Annotated in this window: 17 protein-coding genes; 9 read left to right on the forward strand and 8 right to left on the reverse strand. The window is 65.2% G+C overall.

Annotated elements, in window-relative coordinates; translation table 11 throughout:
- Positions 1 to 2: 2 nt before the first annotated feature.
- Positions 3 to 791 (forward strand): 3-hydroxybutyrate dehydrogenase, encoded by a 789-nt coding sequence (locus tag ACSQ84_RS32300; RefSeq protein ID WP_436215776.1) that lies wholly within the window; start codon positions 3 to 5, stop codon positions 789 to 791.
- Positions 792 to 990: 199 nt separating this feature from the next.
- Here ACSQ84_RS32300 and ACSQ84_RS32305 read toward each other — a convergent pair whose 3' ends face one another.
- Both ACSQ84_RS32305 and ACSQ84_RS32310 read right to left on the reverse strand, forming a co-directional pair.
- Positions 991 to 2355: a lipopolysaccharide biosynthesis protein gene (locus ACSQ84_RS32305; protein WP_436215802.1), complete on the reverse strand. Its 1365-nt coding sequence runs from the start codon at positions 2353 to 2355 to the stop codon at positions 991 to 993.
- Between the two features lie 227 nt (positions 2356 to 2582).
- Positions 2583 to 3422, reverse strand: a complete 840-nt coding sequence (locus ACSQ84_RS32310) for a protein-disulfide reductase DsbD domain-containing protein (protein ID WP_436215777.1) — start codon at positions 3420 to 3422, stop codon at positions 2583 to 2585.
- Positions 3423 to 3557: 135 nt separating this feature from the next.
- Between ACSQ84_RS32310 and ACSQ84_RS32315 the strand changes: the two genes are divergently transcribed.
- The 3 genes from ACSQ84_RS32315 to ACSQ84_RS32325 all read left to right on the forward strand — a co-directional run bounded on the left by ACSQ84_RS32315 (position 3558) and on the right by ACSQ84_RS32325 (position 6983).
- Positions 3558 to 4232: a YqgE/AlgH family protein gene (locus ACSQ84_RS32315; RefSeq protein WP_436215778.1), complete on the forward strand. Its 675-nt coding sequence runs from the start codon at positions 3558 to 3560 to the stop codon at positions 4230 to 4232.
- Between the two features lie 322 nt (positions 4233 to 4554).
- Positions 4555 to 6045 (forward strand): amidohydrolase family protein, encoded by a 1491-nt coding sequence (locus ACSQ84_RS32320; protein WP_436215779.1) that lies wholly within the window; start codon positions 4555 to 4557, stop codon positions 6043 to 6045.
- Between the two features lie 2 nt (positions 6046 to 6047).
- Positions 6048 to 6983: a CobW family GTP-binding protein gene (locus ACSQ84_RS32325; RefSeq protein ID WP_436215780.1), complete on the forward strand. Its 936-nt coding sequence runs from the start codon at positions 6048 to 6050 to the stop codon at positions 6981 to 6983.
- 154 nt (positions 6984 to 7137) lie between these two features.
- On the opposite strand, the gene ACSQ84_RS32330 is transcribed toward ACSQ84_RS32325, so the two are convergent.
- Both ACSQ84_RS32330 and ACSQ84_RS32335 read right to left on the reverse strand, forming a co-directional pair.
- Entirely contained in the window at positions 7138 to 8025 is an 888-nt protein-coding gene (locus ACSQ84_RS32330; protein WP_436215781.1) for a TauD/TfdA dioxygenase family protein, read from the reverse strand.
- 159 nt (positions 8026 to 8184) lie between these two features.
- Positions 8185 to 9060 carry an SDR family NAD(P)-dependent oxidoreductase gene (locus tag ACSQ84_RS32335; protein ID WP_436215782.1) on the reverse strand — a complete coding sequence of 292 codons (876 nt, stop codon included), beginning with the start codon at positions 9058 to 9060 and terminating at the stop codon, positions 8185 to 8187.
- A gap of 109 nt (positions 9061 to 9169) precedes the next feature.
- Here ACSQ84_RS32335 and ACSQ84_RS32340 point away from each other — a divergent pair, with 109 nt between their 5' ends.
- The 3 genes from ACSQ84_RS32340 (at position 9170) to ACSQ84_RS32350 (ending at position 10912) form a co-directional block, all read left to right on the forward strand.
- On the forward strand, positions 9170 to 9682 hold the full coding sequence (locus tag ACSQ84_RS32340; protein WP_436215783.1) for an N-acetyltransferase family protein: 513 nt from the start codon (positions 9170 to 9172) through the stop codon (positions 9680 to 9682).
- A 31-nt stretch (positions 9683 to 9713) separates the two neighbouring features.
- Positions 9714 to 10448, forward strand: coding sequence for an SDR family NAD(P)-dependent oxidoreductase (locus tag ACSQ84_RS32345; protein WP_436215784.1), 735 nt, complete (start codon positions 9714 to 9716; stop codon positions 10446 to 10448).
- A gap of 68 nt (positions 10449 to 10516) precedes the next feature.
- A complete protein-coding gene (locus ACSQ84_RS32350) occupies positions 10517 to 10912 on the forward strand; it encodes a CsbD family protein (protein ID WP_436215785.1) in 396 nt (131 codons plus the stop codon).
- A gap of 275 nt (positions 10913 to 11187) precedes the next feature.
- Here ACSQ84_RS32350 and ACSQ84_RS32355 read toward each other — a convergent pair whose 3' ends face one another.
- Both ACSQ84_RS32355 and ACSQ84_RS32360 read right to left on the reverse strand, forming a co-directional pair.
- A complete protein-coding gene (locus ACSQ84_RS32355) occupies positions 11188 to 12918 on the reverse strand; it encodes a DUF459 domain-containing protein (protein WP_436215786.1) in 1731 nt (576 codons plus the stop codon).
- Between the two features lie 159 nt (positions 12919 to 13077).
- Complete coding sequence (locus ACSQ84_RS32360; RefSeq protein ID WP_436215787.1) at positions 13078 to 14496, reverse strand: lytic murein transglycosylase; 1419 nt, start codon at positions 14494 to 14496, stop codon at positions 13078 to 13080.
- A 212-nt stretch (positions 14497 to 14708) separates the two neighbouring features.
- Here ACSQ84_RS32360 and ACSQ84_RS32365 point away from each other — a divergent pair, with 212 nt between their 5' ends.
- On the forward strand, positions 14709 to 15587 hold the full coding sequence (locus tag ACSQ84_RS32365) for a UTP--glucose-1-phosphate uridylyltransferase (protein ID WP_436215788.1): 879 nt from the start codon (positions 14709 to 14711) through the stop codon (positions 15585 to 15587).
- Between the two features lie 131 nt (positions 15588 to 15718).
- Here the strand turns inward: ACSQ84_RS32365 and ACSQ84_RS32370 are convergent, their stop codons facing one another.
- Positions 15719 to 17227 carry a sensor domain-containing diguanylate cyclase gene (locus ACSQ84_RS32370; protein ID WP_436215789.1) on the reverse strand — a complete coding sequence of 503 codons (1509 nt, stop codon included), beginning with the start codon at positions 17225 to 17227 and terminating at the stop codon, positions 15719 to 15721.
- Positions 17228 to 17359: 132 nt separating this feature from the next.
- On the opposite strand from ACSQ84_RS32370, the gene ACSQ84_RS32375 reads away from it, so the two are divergent.
- Positions 17360 to 17617, forward strand: a complete 258-nt coding sequence (locus tag ACSQ84_RS32375; protein WP_436215790.1) for a DUF7662 domain-containing protein — start codon at positions 17360 to 17362, stop codon at positions 17615 to 17617.
- Between the two features lie 97 nt (positions 17618 to 17714).
- Here the strand turns inward: ACSQ84_RS32375 and ACSQ84_RS32380 are convergent, their stop codons facing one another.
- Positions 17715 to 19421 carry a Spy/CpxP family protein refolding chaperone gene (locus ACSQ84_RS32380; protein WP_436215791.1) on the reverse strand — a complete coding sequence of 569 codons (1707 nt, stop codon included), beginning with the start codon at positions 19419 to 19421 and terminating at the stop codon, positions 17715 to 17717.
- Between the last annotated feature and the right edge of the window lie 52 nt (positions 19422 to 19473).

A 19473-nucleotide genomic window follows, 5' to 3' on the forward strand; every position in this document is an offset into this window, starting at 1 on the left:
GAATGGGTACGTTGAAAGGCAAGACCGCGGTGGTGACCGGCTCGACCAGCGGCATTGGACTGGCTTATGCGCGCGCTTTCGCCGGTGCCGGCGCCAATATCGTTCTCAACGGCATGGGCGTGCCGGCCGACATCGAGAAGGAGCGTTCCGGCATCGAGACCGATTTCAAGGTCCGGGCCGTGCATTCACCCGCCGACATGACCAAGCCGGCCGAGATCGCCGAGATGGTCGCGCTCGGCGAGAAGACGTTTGGTTCGGTCGATATCCTGGTCAACAATGCCGGCATCCAGTTCGTGTCGCCGATCGAGGAATTTCCGCCCGAGAAGTGGGAAGCGATCATCGCGATCAATCTGTCGTCGGCGTTTTATGCCATCCGTGCCGCGGTGCCCGGCATGAAGAAGCGCGGCTGGGGCCGCATCATCAACACCGCCTCGGCGCATTCGCTGGTGGCTTCGCCGTTCAAGTCGGCCTATGTCTCGGCCAAGCATGGCATCGCCGGCCTGACCAAGACGGTGGCGCTGGAGCTCGCGACTCACAAGATCACCTGCAACTGCATCAGCCCCGGCTATGTCTGGACGCCGCTGGTCGAGAAGCAGATTCCGGACACCATGAAGGCGCGCAATCTCACCAAGGAGCAGGTCATCCACGACGTGCTGCTGGCGGCGCAGCCGACCAAGGAGTTCGTGACCTCCGAACAGGTCGCGGCGCTGGCGCTGTTCCTGTGCGGCGACGATGCCGCCCAGATCACCGGCACCAATCTCTCGATCGATGGCGGCTGGACCGCGGAGTAGGGACCCTTAACCTCTCCCCGCTCTTGGCGGGGAGAGGTCGCGAGCGTTTGCGAGCGGGTGAGGGGCGAGACACGATGCTCGCCAGGTAAAGGCCGTCTTCGAAGATCGGTAGTTTGGGGCTGAGTGATTGCCTCGCCCCTCACCCGAAGCCTTCGCTTCGCTGCGGCTTCGACCTCTCCCCGCCAAGAGCGGGGCGAGGTTAGGAATCAGACTTCCCGAACGCCAGCACGTGCAGCCCGAGCCGCTGCCGGACGATCCAGAACAACAGCACGGTCTCGAACGCGAGCGCGACCGTGGTTGCCGCCGCCGCGCCATGGCCGCCGAAGCGTGGCACCAGCAGCAGGCACAGCACCACGTTCATGACGAAAGCAAGCGCATAGGCCAGCGCGCAGATGTGCTGATGGCCGAGCATGTTCAAGAGCCGCTCGACCGGGCCGATCGCCGACCGCACCACAAGGCCGACGGCGGCGATGAACATGATGTCGTAGCCGACCACGAATTGCGGCCCGAACAGCCACAACAGCGGCTTGCCCAGCGCCAGCAGTGCGACGGTGGCCGCGAGCGAAGGCCAGAACGTCCATTGGATCGCGTGCGCCACATAGGCCGACAGCCGCGCGTTGTCGCCGAGCGCGTGATATTCGGCAAAGCGGTGCGCTGTTGTCGCCGACATCGCGTAGTGAATGAAGGAGACCAGCGCCAGCGTCTTCACGACCGCGAAATAGACGCCGACTTCTTCGGAACTGCGGAATTGCTGTAGCATCAGGACGTCGGTGTACGACAGCAGCAGATAGAAGCTCTCGACCATGAGGATCGGCAGCGAGACCGCCAGCCAGCCGCGGAAATCGTAGGCCCTGGCGCCGGGTTCGATGTGGCCGGCGAGCCTGCGGTTCAGCACCACCATCTGGCCGATCATGGCGAGCCAGACCGCGGCGGCGCTGGCCAGCATCGCGGCCGTGGCGCCGAGATTGAAGCCGAGCGCGAAGGCGCCGGCGGTGAGGCCGATGATCAGCGACTGGCGCACGATGAATTGCGGCATCAGGCCAAGCCGCATCCAGTCATGCGAGCGCGCGATGCCGTCCTGGGTGTTGGCGACCACGAACGCCGGCAGCGTCAGGCAGCCGATATAGAGCGGCAGAACCGTATTCGGCTCCATCCACGGCGACAGTGTTTTGACGACACAAGCCAATAGCAGCGAGACCAGCGACGACACCGCGAACGTCATCCAGCGGCTGCCGGACAGGAAGCCGCGCAGCAGTGCATGCTGACCGCTGGCGCGGTACTCCGGAATGATCTTTTGCGCCGACGCCGAGATGCCGAAATCCATCATGCTGCCGAGCAGCAGCACCCAGGTCCAGACATAGACATAGACGCCGTAATCCGAGCCGCCCATCCAGCGCGCCAGCAGGATCTGCGAGAAATAGGCGAGCGCGGCGCTGACCACGCGGATGATGAAGATCGTGCCGGCCAGCCGTTTCGTCAGCGAAGCTTCGCTGGAGCCGCCCAACAGCGACCGCAGGCGCGCGATCGGGCCGGCAGGCGAAGCGGAACTGGATTCGGTGTCCATCACGGCCACAGCAAGGCATCCTCGAAAGGCCGCGAGGCGGCGGCGATGCTCGGATGTATCAACGAATCGTTAAGATTCGGTCTCCCGCTGTCGTCCCGGACAAGCGAAGCGCGATCCGGGACCCATAGCCACAGGGAGATGTTGTGCGAAAGATGTCTGCCGCCAGCGCCTCAAAACACCCGCCGCGGTGTATGGGTCCCGGCTCGAGGCCGGGACGACGGAAAAAGCTACTGCAAATTCACGTTGAACTCATACGCTCGGTCACCGCCGACCAGCGTCAGTTTGAGCGCGGCGCCGTCGGCGCTTGCGCCCGGCGGCAGGCCGTCGAGTTCGAACGCAAAACGCTTCACGCCGGGCGGACCGCCCTCGATCAGTTTTGGCACCGGCAACGCCCAGTCCGGCGTCGGGCCCTCGACGAACAGGCTGACTTCCTTGCCGGCGGGCGCGGTGACGTCGACCAGCACGTTGGCCTTGCCCTCGCGCTTGACGCCCTGAATGGTGAGGGGATTGGGATCGCCGACATTGGCAGGCTTCGGCACCGCATTGAGCGCGTCGGACAGATTGCCGTCCTCGGTGCTCGCCACGCTGGCAAAGCCAAGCTCGGCCTTGGCGTCGACGGGGATGCAGAGCTTTTCGCAGACCGCGTAGTTGATGTCGGCGCGCAGCGTCACCGGCTTGTCGGCATTCCTGGCGACGATCCGCAGCGGCAGCACGACCTGGTGCTTGTAGCCGAACGAGATGCCGCCGGCGCCGTCGTCGAACCTCATCGGCGCCGGCCACAACACCGTCACCGCCTCGACATTGTCGGATTTGGAGAAATCGAAGCGTGGCGGAACGCCGGAATCGCCGGGCGTCCGCCAATAGGTTTTCCAGCCCGGCTGCAATTGGATGGCAATCCCGCCGAGCAGCACCGCGCCGCTGCGCGATCCCGCCAGCAGCCGGACCGCGGAATGCGTGTCGCGCTGCCACGGCGAAGCATCCTCGGCGCGAGCCTCGATCGCCATACAGGCGACAGACAAGGTTGCGGCAATGCCGAGCGCGGCCCGCATGGGAACTATGACGATCATGGCACGTCTTTACAGGCAAGTTTGGCCGCAAACCATTGAATTGCTTGTGATCCGCGGCCGAATGCAGCGCCCGGGTTGATTGACAGAACCGCCACCCGATATCAGGATATGAATCAGCAGGAGAGGCCTTTGCGGATGAGCCCTGAAGGCAAGACACCGAAGACACCGCCGAAGACGACAGCGAAGCCCGGCCGGCGCAAAGCCGCCGGCGTTGGCGACAATTCGTCCGCCGAAGGCTACCTGGACGGCCAGTTGCTGATCGCCATGCCGGTCATGGGCGATCCGCGCTTTGAGCGCTCCGTGATCTATCTGTGCGCGCATTCGTCGGAGGGGGCGATGGGCATCATCGTCAACCGCCCGGCCGGCAGCATCGATTTCCCCGGGCTTTTGGTGCAACTCGATATCATCAAGACATCAGACCAGATCACGCTGCCGGAAAACGCCGAGACCATGCAGGTGCTGAAGGGCGGTCCGGTGGATACCGGCCGCGGCTTCGTGCTGCATTCCAGCGATTTCTTCATCAAGGACGCCACGCTCAATATCGACGACGGCATCTGCCTGACCGCGACCGTCGATATCCTCAAGGCGATCGCCAAGGGGGCGGGACCCAAGCACGCCATCCTGGCGCTGGGCTATGCCGGCTGGGCGCCGGGACAGCTCGAAAGCGAGATCCAGCACAATGGCTGGCTGCATTGTGCCGCCGATCCGGATCTGATCTTCGGCGACGACGTCGACGAGAAATACCAGCGCGCGCTGCGCAAGATCGGCATCGACCCCGGCATGCTGTCGAACGAAGCCGGGCACGCCTGAGGCTGCGCGCCTGCGGCGGCCACGCCCACGGCGTCGTCCCTGCCTAGTGCGCAATTGCGCACGGGCGCATGGACCCATAACCCCAGAAGTCCATTGTTGAATGCAATGGCTGCTGCAATACGCTTTGTCCACCGCTTCCATTTCATCATCGAAGCACTGCGTATGGGTCCCTGCGTGCGCAGGGACGACGATGGATTTTTGCCGCTACTCCGTCGCCTGTTGCACGCGTTTGTAGATGCGTGCCTCCCGCCGGCAGCGGTTGTTGCCTGTTCTGAAATCTGTTCTATGGGCGCCGCAACGGCTCTTACTCGGGAGTGACGACATGGCTGGCTTGGTAATCACGGGTGGCCGGGTAGTGGATCCGGCCAGCGGGATGGACGCTGTCGGCGATGTGGCGGTACTCGATGGCAAGATCGCTGCTGTTGGCACCGGGCTTGGCGGCGCCGAGCACACGATCGACGCCACCGGCCTGGTGGTCGCCCCCGGCTTCATCGATTTGCACGCGCATGGCCAGTCGATCCCGGCTGACCGCATGCAGGCGTTCGATGGCGTGACGACGACGCTCGACCTCGAAGCCGGCGTGTTGCCGGTTGCATCCTGGTATCGGCGCCAGGCCGAGAAAGGACGCGTGCTGAACTACGGCGCTTCCGCCAACTGGGCATTCGCACGGATCGGCGCGATGACCGGCTCCAACGCGGAAAGTTCGCTGGAGGCCTTCGGCGGTGCGATGCGGGACCGCCGCTGGGTCGAAAACGTGGCCAGCGAGGCCGAGGTGGCCGGCATTCTCGACCGCCTTGCGGGTGGATTGAGTGACGGCGCCATCGGCGTCGGTATCCTCAACGCCTACGCCCCGGGTGCCGGCGTCCAGGAGCTGACGGCGGTTTGCCAGCTGGCGGCGGCGCGCGACGTGCCGACCTTCACCCACGTCGCCTTCATGTCCCGCATCGACCCGGAGAGCGCCGCCGAGGCCTATATCCGCCTGATCGGCTATGCCGGCGCCACCGGCGCGCACATGCACATCTGCCACTTCAACTCTTCCAGCAAGACGGACATCGAACGCTGTGTCGCGCTGGTGGCCAAGGCGCAGGCGCAGGGGCTGCCGATTACGGTCGAAGCCTATCCCTATGGCACCGGCTCGACGGTGCTGGCGGCGGCGTTCTTCAGCGATCCCGAATTCGAGGCGCGCAACGGCCTGGGCTATGATTCAGTGCAGCGGGTGACCGACGGGCATCGCTTTCGCGACCGGCAGGAGCTGCTCGCGGCACAGGCCGAGGAACCCTCCACGCTGGTGCTGTGGCATGTCCTGGATATCGAGAACAACGCGCACCATCGTGATCTCCTCGACATGGCGGTGCTGTATCCCGGCGGCGCGATCGCATCGGATGCGATGCCCTGGACGCTGTCGGACGGCAAGGCTTATACCGGCGACGCCTGGCCGTTGCCGGCGGACGCGACCTCGCATCCGCGCTCCGCAGGTTGCTTCACGCGCTTCATCCGCGAGTGGGTGCGTGAACGCCGCACCATTTCGCTGCTGGAAGGCATCCGCAAATGCGCGCTGATTCCGGCGGAGATTCTTGGCCCCTCTACGCCGGCCATGCGCGCCAAAGGCAGGCTGCAACCGGGTGCGGATGCCGACATCGTCGTGTTCGATTTCGCGACCGTCACCGACCGGGCCGAATTCTCGGCCATGAATCGTCCCTCGGAAGGCGTGCGTCACCTCGTGGTGAGCGGCCAGCCGCTGATATCAGATGGTGTGCTTGATCTGGCGGCAAGACCCGGCCAGCCGGTGCGCCGTCCCGTTGCCGGGGGTTGAAGATGCCGGTCCCGGTTGTGCTCGTGGCCGGATTTCTCGGGGCGGGCAAGACCACGGTCGTGAACCACTTGCTTGTTAATGCCGAGGGAAAACGGATCGCCGCCGTCGTCAACGATTTCGGCGCGATCAACATCGATGCGGAGCTGATCGCCGGCGCCACCGACGGCGTGGTCAGCCTGAGCAATGGCTGCATCTGTTGCTCACTGGAAGGCGATCTGCTGCGCACGCTGGCCGGCCTGCTGCGGCGCGATCCGCGGCCGGAGCTCATCGTGATCGAAACCAGCGGGGTGGCCGACCCGATGGACGTCGTGCGCAACCTCATGGATCCCGTGATCTGGCGGGAAGCTCCGCTGGAAACGGTACTGTGCGTCGTCGACGCGACGGCTGCGCCGGCCATGTTCGACGATGCGCTGTTGCGGTCCCAGATCCGCGCGGCCGATGTGGTGGCGCTGAGCAAGGTCGACCTGGCGGACCCGGCCAACCACGCGCAGGTGCGCGATGCGGTCCGGGCGATACGTCCGGCGGCGGTGCTGGTCGATGCGCCGCATGGCGATGTCCCGGCAGCGCTGCTCTTCCCTTCGGATACGGATCGGGCGCCGGTGCCGCGCGAGCCGGGACCGCGGCGGCCGGCGGCAGACCGTTTCGAGGCGCTGAGCTGGACGTCGGAGCGGCCGCTGTCGTTGTCCCGATTGCAGGCGGCGATCAATCGGCTCGCACCGAAGCTGGCACGGGCGAAGGGGCTGTTCGAATCCGTGGAGCAGCCCGGCCGGTCGATGTTGCTTCAGTTCGCCGGCGGCCGCGCGACGCTGGCGCCGGGCGGGACGCCGGCCCAAGGCGTGCCGCGGACACGGATCGTGTTCATTGCCGAGATCGGCGTCCTCTCGCGCGCGGAAATCGACGCGATCATGGAAGGATGCGTCGAAGTCGGGCAGGCGTAGCGAGCCACACCCAAGGTGTCGTCCCGGCCTTGCGCCGGGACCCATAACCACAGGAAGTAGTTTTGCGAAAGGTCTCTGCTAGGGAGCTTCTGTTGAGAGATCACGCGGTATGGGTCTCTGCGTTCGCCGGGACGACGATCGATTTGAGTTCGCCTTACTCCGCCGCCTGTTGCGCCACCGTCGGCGCGGTGCCCGCCACCGTGGCGCGGCGCATGTCGCGGGGCTGCGACTGGTCGTAGCGGCGGACGCGGTGCATGGTCTGGCGGTTGTCCCACATCACGAGGTCATGCAGCGTCCATTTGTGGACGTAGACGAATTCGCTCTGGGTGGCGTGCTCGTTAAGGTCGCGCAGCAACAGCCGCGCTTCCGGCATGGTCATGCCCTTGATGGCGCCGGCATGCGATGAGAGATACAGCGATTTGCGGCCGTGCACCGGATGGGTGCGCACCAGCCGCTGCAGCACCGGCTTGAACAATTCCTTCTCTTCATCGGTGTAGTCGAGAAAGCCGAGCGATCCCCGCGAATACATCAGCGAATGCTCGCAGATCATGTCCTCGATTTCGGCCTTGGTCTCGTCGTCGAGCGCATCATAGGCCGCGCGCATATCGGCGAATTCGGTGTTGCCGCCCTTCGGGTTCACCACCCGCGCCGACAGCAGCGAGAATTTTGCGGGGATCGGGCGGAACGATGAGTCGGAATGCCACAGGCAATTGCCGAGGTTGAACAGATTGATGCGGCTGTCGCGCGGCAACGGCTTGCCGTCCTTGCCGAGGTTGGAGACGTCGTTGAGCCCGGTCTGCAGCCGCGAATCCTCCGGCTTGACGACACTGCCGCCGCGCGGATTTTCCCGCTCGCCGAAATTCAGCGCGAACGCCATCTGCTGCTCGTCCGTGATGTCCTGATTGCGGAACAGCAGCACGGCGTATTTGTCCATGCCGGCCTCGATGTCAGCCGCCTCCTGCGGCGTCAGCGGCTGGCGCAGATCGACGCCCGACACCTCGCCGAAAAAATGCTTGCCCAGCTGCCGGATCGTGACCGTCATGGCGTTTCTCCGTAAAGCGGCGGGCGGTTTGTCCCGCTTCGTTTGGTAAAAAAGTTACTCCCGGGCATTGCGATGTCAACGCTACGGAACGCATGCGGCATTGCGCGAACTCGTGTCCCGGACGCGGTGCAGCGTCCCCTTGACGGTGCACCGCAGAGCTCAGATGCGCCATTGCGCATCGGGGGACCCAGAACGCGGTGAGATGGACCCCGGATCAGCAGCGCAGCATTCCATGCTGCGCAGCATCCGGGGAATCACGCATTCCGCGCCATCAGACCGCCGTCCACCGGGATCACCACGCCGGTGAGGAACGAGGCCGCCGGCAGGCACAGGCTCAACGTCATATGCGCGACCTCCTCGGGATCGCCGTAGCGGCCGAGTGCGGTGCGGCGCTTGGCGTAGATGGTCTTGTGCTCCTCCGGAATCCGCTCGGTGATCCCGGTCCGGATCGGGCCCCGGGCAGATGCAGTTCACCGTGATGCCTTCGCGGCCAAGTTCCACGGCGAGCGCGCGGGTGAGACCGGTGACGCCGGCTTTCGCGGCCGCGTACGGGCTGTTGGTGGCAGTGGCGCCGAGCGCTTCGGTGGAGGCGATGTTGACGATCCGCGGGCATTTTGATCGGCGCAAATGCGGCAACGCGGCACGGATGATGCGCGGATGCGCCGTCAGCATCACCGCCAGCGCCTTGGTCCAGGCCTCCTCATAGCCGTCATCGTCGATCGCTGATCGCAGCGACAGGCCGGCATTGTTGATCAGGATGTCGAGGCCGCCGAAATGCGCAGCGATGGCGCCCACCACCTTGGTGATGTCGTCGGCCCTGGCGACGTCGAGCGTCCAGGCTTTTGCGGTGCCGCCTCTGGATTTGATTTCATCTGCGACCGCCTGCGTCGCCTCGGCGTTGATGTCGGTGACGGCAACGTTGGCGCCTTCAGTGGCGAACACCAGCGCGGTGGCGCGGCCCATGCCGCTGGCGGCGCCGGTGACGAGCACGGTCAGGCCCTTGACCGAACGGCTGAGCTCATTGAAATCTGACATGACGGAATCTGACATGAGATGACTCGCAAATTTGTGCGATGCGTTGCAGGATTGACAAGGCTGGCACCGATCTGCAGACAGGTCAAACCAGGCAGCAACAGGTGCAACGGTGGCCAATATTCCCGATCTGCAGATTCGCCGCCTGGAAATTTCGGACGCGGCTCTCTTTCGGGACCTCCGGCTGGAGGCGCTGCAGAAAAATCCCGAGGCGTTCGGCAGCACGTTCGAGAAAGAAAGAGCGCAACCGCTATCGTGGTTTGAGGCGACGCTTCGCGCCGCGGATATTTTCGGTGCGTTCCTCGACGGGACGCTCGCCGGAATGGCCGGATATTCCGCGCAGGAAAATTCCAAACAGGCACACAAGGGACTGCTCTGGACCATGTATGTCCGGGCCGCGGCACGGCATACGGGGCTTGGACAAAAGCTCGTCGCGGCGGTGCTCGACCATGCGCGCGGGCGCGTGGAGATGGTTCAATTGACCGTGGTGAGCGAGAACGAAAGCGCGCGCCGGCTCTATCGCGCGATGGGCTTTGTCGAATACGGCTATGAAAAGCGAGGGCTCAAGCACGATGGCCGGTATTACGACGAGGTTCTCATGGTGAACTTCCTCGGCGACGTCTGAAGCTGAAGTACAACTAAAAAGGATGCGAGTAATGAACGAACTCGATTTCAGCGGCAAGCAGGTACTGGTGGTCGGCGGCTCCAGCGGGATCGGCAATGGCATCGCGCAGGCATTCCGCGCCAAGGGCGCGCGCGTCGCGGTCTGCGGCACCCGCGCCGATGCGGCGGACTATTCCGCCGGCGAAGGATCGGATCTTGCGGGCCTTGAATATGCGCAGCTCGACGTCAGCAACGCGCAGGCGATCGAAAGCTTCAAGCCGCCGTTCGATGGCCTCGACGTGCTGGTGCTGGCGCAGGGCGCGGTGATCTACCGGCGCGGCGAATTCGAAATGGACGGCTTTCGCAAGGTGCTCGAAGTCAACCTGATGAGCCTGATGGCGTGCGCGACGAAATTCCACGCGATGCTGAGCGCCAGCAAGGGATCGCTGATCATCGTCAGTTCGACCGCGGCCTATCATTCCACCATGGGCAATCCGGCCTACAACGCCTCGAAGACCGGCGCGGTCGGCTTGACGCGCACGCTCGGCGAGGCGTGGGCCGAGAACGGCATCCGCGTCAACGGCATCGCGCCTGGGCTCGTCGACACCAAGATGACCAAGGCGACGACGGCAAATCCGAAGCGGCTCGAAGGTGCGTTGGAACGGATTCCATTGAAGCGTCTCGGCACGCCCGCCGACATGGCCGGTGCGGCTCTGTTCCTGGCCTCGCCGCTGGCGTCTTATGTGATCGGTCAAACCATTGTGGTCGATGGCGGACTGATACTTTAGACCTCGGAAGACGTCGGAACCCCGACGCTTCTTGTCGGTTACTTCCTCTGAAACAAGGAGGAATCGCGATGGACAAGGATCGAATTGCAGGTTCAGCGAAGGATTTTGCAGGCAAGGTTGAAGGCACCGTCGGCAGCATGACCGGTGACGCCAAGACGCAGGCCGAAGGCCGCGCGCGCGAAGCGGCGGGCACCGTGCAGAATTTGTACGGCCAGGCCAAGGATGCGGCGAGCGACGCCGCCGATGCCGCGGCCAACTACGCCAAGGATGCCGTGGATACTGCCAAGAGTGCCTATGACAGCAGCGGCGATACGATCCGCGGCGGCCAGAAGGCGATGGCGAAAACCGTGCAGGACAATCCGCTCGGCGCGCTCCTGGTCGCCGGTGGAATCGGATTTGCGCTGGCGTTGCTGATGACCCGTCCACCGCGCCGCCCGCCACCGCGCTGGCGCTACTACGGCTGAGCCCGGCATCGGCGGCCCTATGGTTCGCCCGGCGATGCTTGCATCGTCCGGAGACGCGCGGCTTTGCCGCGCTCCTCACCACAAGCTTTCAACACCTGATTCCTGAAGGCTGCCTCATTGCAGGAATCCGACTCTCTCGCCCTCATGGCGAGGAGCGCATCTTCGCGCGTCTCGAACCATAGCGCGTCTTCGCGCGTCTCCGGACGATGCGAGCATCGCCGGGCGAACCATGAAGCCACGGAGCGTGGTGTCCACACCGCGCGGCCGGCGGCGCATTACCTCGTAAAAGCGCCTTGCGGCACTTCAGCCGATCGTCCGACATTACCCGGCGGGCGCGGCACGCCTGGCGCGATGGGTCCCGGCGCGCGCGGCGGCGGTGGTGCGATCTGGCGCGGCGGCGCACCGAAGCCGCCGAAGAACTCGCGCAATGTCGGTTGCTCGGTCTGGGCGGGACGGAATGGCTTCTTCGGCACAAGCGGTTTCGGCGGTGCTGCGGGCGCGGCGGCCGGCACCGTGCCATCCGGCGTGGTGGCAGCGACCGGCGCTTCACCCTTGGCCTGTTGTTCCTTGCCTTGTTCCTTGGCCTGTTCGCGGCCGATCTCGCGGCGCGGCCAGGCAAAATCATCGGCGCGGCCGGCCGGCGGCGCCAGCGGCTCGCCCTTCACCAGGGTTCGCGCGGCCAGCGCATCGACCGCGGCGGGACGCGAGCCCGGTCCGCCGAGCAACTGATCGGTACCGACGGAGGAAGCCACCAGCGGCAGGATCGGTCCGGCCAGCGGCCGCGGCGCGGGCTGGCCCGGCACAGCATTGGCGTCGGGGGTCGCCGGTTCGCTCGGCAGCGCGATCGGGCCCGATCGCGCGGCCAAGAGGCGCGTGACTTCGCGCTCGACATAATGCGCCAGCTTGCGCGCGCCGGGCTTGGTGAAATACACGCCGTCATAGGAACGCAGCTGGCGGATCTGGCCTTCGAAGTCCGGGCCCTTCTGCAGGAAGCGGCCGGCCTCATCGACAAAGCCGTCCCAGACGTCGACATAGGTGATGCCGGCCTTGGCCGATGCGTCGCGGTAGAGCGCATTGAGGAACAGCGTGTCGGACGTGCCCTTGGTGCCGCGCACCGCCGGCAGTCCGATCCACAGCACCGGCACGCCCTTGGATTTCAGGACGCCGATCATCTCCTCGATTTTCTTGGTGTAGAGTTCGATCCAGCGCTCGTCGCGGAATTCAGATAGCCCGCCGGCCGCGCGCGCGCTCTTCTCGGGCGCTGTGGTCTGCGGCGTATCGCTGTCGGCATCGTCGGCGGCCTCGGCATCGGCCGGCTTGTCATCGGGCTTGGCGGCGGTATCCGCCGCGCCATCGGGCTTCGCGCCAGGCTTGGCTTCAGGCTTGGTTTCAGGCTTGGCGTCGGCCGGCTTGGCGGTCTTCTTGTCGTCTTTCTTGTCGACCTTGGATTTGTCCACTGCCGGCTCGCGCATCGCGACGCGGTCGTTGAGGCCGAGCATGACGACGATGGCGTCCGGTTTCTCGTTGGCGAGGATGCCGCGGGCGGCAGCGGCCCAATCGGCCGGCTCGCCCTTCGGCTGATATTTGATCAGGCCGGAAACGGTCTTGTGTTTGCGGATCACGCCCATGTCGGGCTGTTCGGCGTAGGCGTCTTCCAGACCATAGGCGAGCCAGTCCGCCATGGCGTCGCCGAGCACCAGCACGTTGCGCTCGGGCACGGTGTCGCGCTTGGCAGGTGCCGGCGCCCTGGAAAAATCCTGGCGCGGCGCTTGCGGGGCCTGCTGCTGGAATGGCGCAAAGAAGTCGCCGCCGAACCAGCCGCCGCCGCCGTTGGGACGCGGCGCCTGCCGCTGCGGCGGTTGCGGCGGACCGCCGAAGCCGCCGAAATTGAAGAACTGCGCGGACGCCGGTCCCGCGATCCCGATCAACAGTGCGGTCGCGACCGCCACCGCAATCAGCGGGCCGGTTTCGGTGAACACGCGGAAAAAGGACTTGGGCTTCGACATCCGGCTCGATCGCAATGGACTTGTGAAGGCGCAGTTATAATAGCGGAATCAGGCCGCAAGCGGGCATATTCCTTGCCATAAATCGGGCAACGGCCACAGCCGTCAAGGGTTGCACGAAAATGTGCACTTCAGGGTTACTTTTGGGGCCAAATCGCCGTTTCAGCGGCCTCTCAGCCGCTCCAGCACATCCGCTGAGGCAAATCCGTCCGCGGGCGCGCCGATCGAGGCCTGGAAGCCGCGCAGGGCCTCGCGGGTCATGCCGCCGAACTGGCCGTCCGGGGTACCCTTGTAGTAGCCGCGCTGGGCCAAGAGCTGCTGCAGTTCCAGCCGCTCGGCCCGTGACAACACGCGTTCCTGCCGCGGCCAGGGCTGCACGAACGGCGCCCCGCCGCGCAGCCGGTCGCCGAAGTGCCCGATCGCCAGCGCATACGCCTCGGCCGGGTTGTATTTCATGATGACCCGGAAATTCTGCAGCATCAGAAAGCCCGGTCCGTCGGCGCCGGCCGGCGCCAGCAGATAGGCCTTGTCGGCTGGATTGCCGAACGGCCTGCCGTCGGCGCGCTTGAGGCCCTGCTGTTCCCACTGCGCAATCGGCATCGCCTTGGCCTTGTCCGCCAGCATGAAATTAAAACCCTTCGGCAGCACCACCTCGTAGCCCCAGGTCTGGCCGGACTGCCAGCCGTCTTTCCTGAGGTTGTTGGCGGTCGAGGCGATCAGGTCGGCCGGGTTGTCGACGACGTCGCGGCGGCCGTCGCCATCGGCATCGACGGCGTAGCGCTTGAAGGCGGTCGGCATGAATTGCGTCGGCCCGAATGCGCCGGCCCAGGAGCCGCGCATCTGTTCGGGGCGCAGGTCGCCGCGGTTGAGGATCTCCAGCGCGGTCAGGAACTCGTCCTTGAAATAACCCTGGCGGCGGCCGATGCAGGCCAGCGTCGCCGTGGAATTGAGCACGTTGCGATCGCCCATCTGCGTCGAGTAGTTCGACTCGATGCCCCAGATCGACGCGATCGCGTAGCGGTCGACGCCATAGGCTTTTTCCGCCGCGTCGAATTGCGGCTTGTATTTCGCGAGCACCTCGCGGCCCTTCGCGAGCCGGTTGTCATTCACGAGGATGTCGAGATAGTCCCAGATCGCCTTGGTGAATTCGGGCTGCGAATCCATCAGGTCCATAATGCGCAGGTCGGGTGCAAGGCCGGCGGTGAAGCGCTCGAAATTCGCCTGGGTGACGTGGCGCCGTGCGGCATCGGGCCACATCGCGGCGACGCAATTTGGAAAATTCGCCGCCGCCTGCCGGATCGCAGCCGCGGTCATTAGCGGATGGCCCGAACCGCCATCCTCGCCGCTCCAGGGCGGCGGCGCTGATGGTGCCGATGGTGCGCCTTCCGGCGCGGGCGCTGCCTGCGCCTGCGGCGAGGTGGCTGATTTTTGGCCGGAGAAGATGTTGCCGAAGAAGTTCGATACGCCGTTGTTGCCGGATGATTGGGCAAAAGCCGGGGTGCAAAAAACAGCGTGCAGCAGCGTCACCGCAATGATGATCGCGGCGGTCCGATTGGTCACCGCGGTTCCCGTCCAACGCATATCGTCTCCGCCCTCTAACATCCCCGTTGCACAAGGCCCTGCCACGGTTTCCAACAGCTTAACAAAGGCCGGAATTTGTTTCTTCCTCTTTTCCGCCGCGAGGGAGCGCGGTGGTCTTGTCGCACCACACATCCGCCTTTGTTCCCGGCTGCAAACGGGCTACCAACGAGCCATCGCATATTCCTCATGCCTAAGGGACTTCCGATATTCCCATGAAAATCCGCAAAGCCGTCTTCCCGGTCGCCGGTCTCGGCACCCGCGTCCTGCCCGCTACCAAGGCAATGCCGAAGGAAATGCTGACCATCGTCGACAAGCCGCTGATCCAGTACGTCTATGACGAGGCCAGGGAAGCCGGCATCGAGCATTTCATCTTCGTCACCGGGCGCAACAAGGGCGTGATCGAGGACCATTTCGACCGCATGTTCGAACTCGACACCACGCTCGCCGCGCGCGGCAACAAGCAGGCCGAGCAGGACATTTTGGCGCGCGACCAGCCCGCCGCTGGCGCCACCAGTTTTACCCGCCAGCAGGCGCCGCTTGGCCTCGGCCATGCGGTCTGGTGCGCGCGCGACATCGTCGGCAACGAGCCGTTCGCGGTGGTGCTGCCGGACGAACTGGTGCTGAACACGCCGGGTTGCCTGGCGCAGATGATCGAAGCTGCAAACAAACTCGGCGGCAAATCCAATCTGCTCGCGGTCGAGGCGGTCCCTGCTGATATGACCCACCAATACGGCATCTGCGGTGTCGGCAAGCGCACCGGCAAGATGTTCGAGGTCGACGGCATGGTGGAGAAGCCGCCGAAAGGCACGGCGCCGTCGAACCTGTCGATTACCGGGCGCTACATCCTGCAACCGGAGATATTCAAGATTCTCGAAACGCAGGAGCGCGGCGCCGGCGGTGAGATCCAGCTCACCGATGCGATGATCGGGCTGGCCAAGACGCAGAAGTTCTATGGCGTGGAGTTCGAGGGCGAGCGGCACGATTGCGGCTCCAAGCCGGGCTTCCTGCGCGCCAACATCGCCTACGCCATGGCCCGCGCCGACCTGCGCGAGGGCCTGCGCGCCGAGATGACGAAGTATCTGGAGAAATAGGCGAGGGCACTCGTGTTGTCGTCATCATCCGCGAAGGCGGATGATCCAGTATTCCGAGACGCTCGCGATTGATCCGATAGAGCACGGCGTACTGGATGCCCGCCTGCGCGGGCATGACAGGGAGTGTTGGTTCAAGCCACCATTGCCAATTGCGGAACGTTGGCGACCACGGTCTGGTTGCGGCCGTTGGCCTTGGCGGCGTAGAGCGCCTTGTCGGCGGCTGCGATCAGGTCGGACCAGTCCAGTCCCGCTGACGGCGTCATGCTGGCGAGGCCGATGCTGACGGTCGTATCTTGCGGCTCCTCCGACCAATGCTCGACCTTGCGCCGGATGTTTTCGGCGACCACGAGCGCATCCATGGCAGAGGTGCCCGGCAGCAGCACCGCGAATTCCTCGCCGCCGAACCGCGCCACGCAATCGCCGGCGCGCCTGACCGAATCGGAGATGCAGATCGCGATGCCGACCAGCACCTGATCGCCGGCCTGGTGGCCATAGCTGTCGTTGTAGGATTTGAAATGATCGGCATCGATCATCAGCAGCGCGACCGGGGTCTTGCTGCGCACCGCGCGCCGCCACTCCATATCGATCTCGGCATCGAACTTGCGCCGGTTCTTCAGGCCTGTGAGCGCGTCGGTGGTGGCGAGTTCCTCGAGCTTGTCCTCGGCCTGGGCGCGGCGGCCGATCTCGCGTCCGAGGAAGAATGTGGTGCCGAGCACGAACAGGATCAGCGCAGTCATGATGGCGCCGATCCGGATCACCTCGCGTTGCCAAAGGCGGAAGATGGCGTCGAGCGGTTTCCCGATCACCACATAGAGTGGACCGGTGCTGTCGCGCCGGACGTAGAGCCGGGGTGTCGCATCGACCGGACCTTGCCCGGCATAGGAGCCGCTGGGCTTCAGATTGTTCGCGCTCCAGGTTCGCACGGTCGCCAGGTTCTTGCCGATGATGTCGAGGTCGAACGGCTTGCGCATGATGACCGTACGGTCGCGGCGCAGCACGGTGACCGTATCGTCGGGACTGAGATTCAGGCGATCGAACAATTCGTGGAAGTAGCTGAACCGGATCGATCCCACGACCACGCCGAGAAAGCCGCCGTCAGCGTCGGCGATGCGCCGGCTCAGCACGATCGAATAGGCGCCGCGATGCAGCATTGGCCGGCTGATGAACAGGCCCTCATCCGGATTGCTGCGATGGACCTCGAAATATTCCTCGTCGGCGCGATTCTCCGGCCGCGGGTCGAGCGAGGAGGCATCGATCGATAATTGTCCTGCAGCATCGAGCACCTGGATGGCGCCGAAATGCCTGGCGGAGGCGGCGCGGTCGAACAGGATCAGATGGCGGATTTCCTTGCTGACGTCCCTGAGCGCCGGCATCACCAGATTGCTGGCGACCGCGCGCAGCGACAAGTCGTAGAGTTCGATGTTGCGTCCGATGTCGGCGTCGATACCGGCGGCGAGGTTTTCGAGCATCTGGCGCGCCAGCTCTTCCTCGCCGCGCCGCATGTCGAGCATGACGTTGGCGCAGATCGCGGAAAAGCCGATCACGGTAGCCACCGAGGAGGCGATCAGCAACTTGGCCGACAGCCGCCAGGGCCGGTGGGCCCGATTTTTGGTCAAGTCTTTGCGCCGTCCGAACAGCATCGTCCGCTCCCAGCCTTTCTGAATGCACTGGAAACCTTGTCGCCGCCTTAAATGGCGACAACGATGCGCCAATCGGTTAACGCTTGGTTGCCGGGATCGACGGCCTTGCGCACATCAGCAACGGGGATACGGGTGAACGACTACGACCTGCTGCGGGACTATCTGAAGAAACAGAAGCTTCCCGAATTCGTGCTGACCTTCGAACAGATCGAGGAGATCATCGACGCCGCGTTGCCGCGCGCAGCGCACCGGGCCTCGTGGTGGGAGACCGAGCGCAGCCCGCAGGAGAAGATGCCGCAGCGCGAAGCCTGCCTGGCCGGCGGCTACATCGCGACAAGGCAGGCCGATGGGAAGAGTGTGAAGTTCAGGAAGATGAAGGCGCCGAGATAGGTTCGCCTTTCATATGCGTATCGTTCTGCGGTTCTTGAGTGGGCTGCTTGCTAACAGGGAGCGCGCCGAGGTCTCCATTTTGCAGCTGAAGTTGCGATCACCGGCCCGCGAACCGTCCCAGCGTATTGAAGCGCGCCTTCTGCTCGCTGCCGAGCGTGGCATAGAACGCATCCAGCGCCGGCTGTACCAGTTTGGCTGACTGCAGCATGGCCTCGAGCCGCTTCTCCATCGCCTCCAGCCGTCCGACCGGCGTGATCGGCACGTCCTCCGGACAGGCCGCCTGCAGCCCCTGAACGCCCTTCTCGGTCGCCTCGCGCAGGCGGTCGAGCGCATCCTTTTGTTTGCCCGCCGGACGTATCACCGCCTCGATCCGCTCGATCGGCAAGTTGGTCAGGCCGGGCTTCGGCTCGCCGCAGGTATCTCCCTGCGCGCTCGCTTGCTGCTGCGGCTGCTGCTGCGAGCGCTCGCCGATGTCGGGGCCGAGCGCGTTGAAGCGGGCCTGCTGCTCGTCGCTGAGCGAGTTATAGAATTTCTCCAATGCCGGCCGCACGATCCGCACCGCCTCGAGCGTGGCGCTGAGGCGGTTCATCATGGCCCGCAAGCGGCCGGGCGGGGTCATCGCATACGTGTCGCCGCACGATTCCTTGAACGCCGCGGCGGCCATTGCTGCCGCGTTCTTCAACTCGTCGAGCGCCGCGCGCTGCTCGGCCGTCGGCCGCACCGCCTCCTCGATGGAAGCAATCGGCCAGGCGGTGATACCCTTTTCCGGCGTTTCGCACAGTTGCCTGAGCTCCTGCTGGCTCAAGCCCGAGCTTTCGCGCGGCCGGGAGCCGCCGATTGCGCCGTCGCTCTCCTGACGCCCGGTCGGGCCGAGCCTGGCGTAGGCGGAATACGGACTGTCGGCGCCCCAGAACACGGTATCGACGAAGTCATCGTAGGCGTAAGCCCAATAACCGCCGTCATAGGCGTAGGGCCAGAACGTGTAGTGGAAGATGTCGGAATAGGCGTAGGGCCAGAACACATGGCCGGCCCACGGCACAAACGCCGCGCGCAGGCCGCGCTTCCAGGCGTGGCGGGGAGCCCAGCCGTGCCGCCGGACTTCCAGCGCCGCCTGGACCTGCGGATCAGGATTGCTGCGGAAGCGCTCGGCAAACCGCCCGCGGGCGGCGGCCTGCGCCGCGGCAGCGGCGGTCTCGGCCTGCCTGCCGGCAGGCGGCAATCCCAGCTCCTGCCGGCGCGCCAGATCACGTTGCTGCAGGCGCTGTTCGCGCTGCAGCTGTCGCTGTTCGGTTTGCAGCAGCCGCTGCTGCACGCGCTGCGCCCGCAGGCTTTCCGGCTGTCGCGACTGCAGTTCCTGCACGCGCTTCTGCAACCGATCGATGCGCTGCTCGCGCGCCGCGCTCTCCCGCGTAAGCGTGTCGCGCTGCCGTTCCTGCGCGGTTTGCTGCAGCCGCTGCAGACGCTCCTCACGCTGGAGCTGCCGCTGTTCGCTTTGCAGCACCCGCTGCTGCGCGCGTTGTGCGCGCTGGCCTTCCGGCTGTTGAGATTTCAATTCCTGCACGCGCTGCTGCAACCGGTCGATGCGCTCCTGGCGCTGCGCGTTCCGCGGCGAAAGCGTCTCGCGCTGCCGCTCCTGTATGGCTTGCTGCGGCGGCTGGATGCGCTGCTCGCGCTGGCCGACCCGATCCTGCCGGGGCGGGCCCGCGCTCGCGGCGGGCGGTGCGCTCGGGCGGGGCGGTGCCGCGATCTTCGGAGCGGCCGGACGCGGTGGTGCGGCGATCTGCGGCGCCGGGCGCGGCGCCATGGCCGGACGCTGTGGCGGTCGCCGCGGTCGATAATCTTGCCGCCGCGCATCC

This window comes from Bradyrhizobium sp. LjRoot220, from assembly GCF_964252915.1.
Lineage (GTDB): Bacteria > Pseudomonadota > Alphaproteobacteria > Rhizobiales > Xanthobacteraceae > Bradyrhizobium.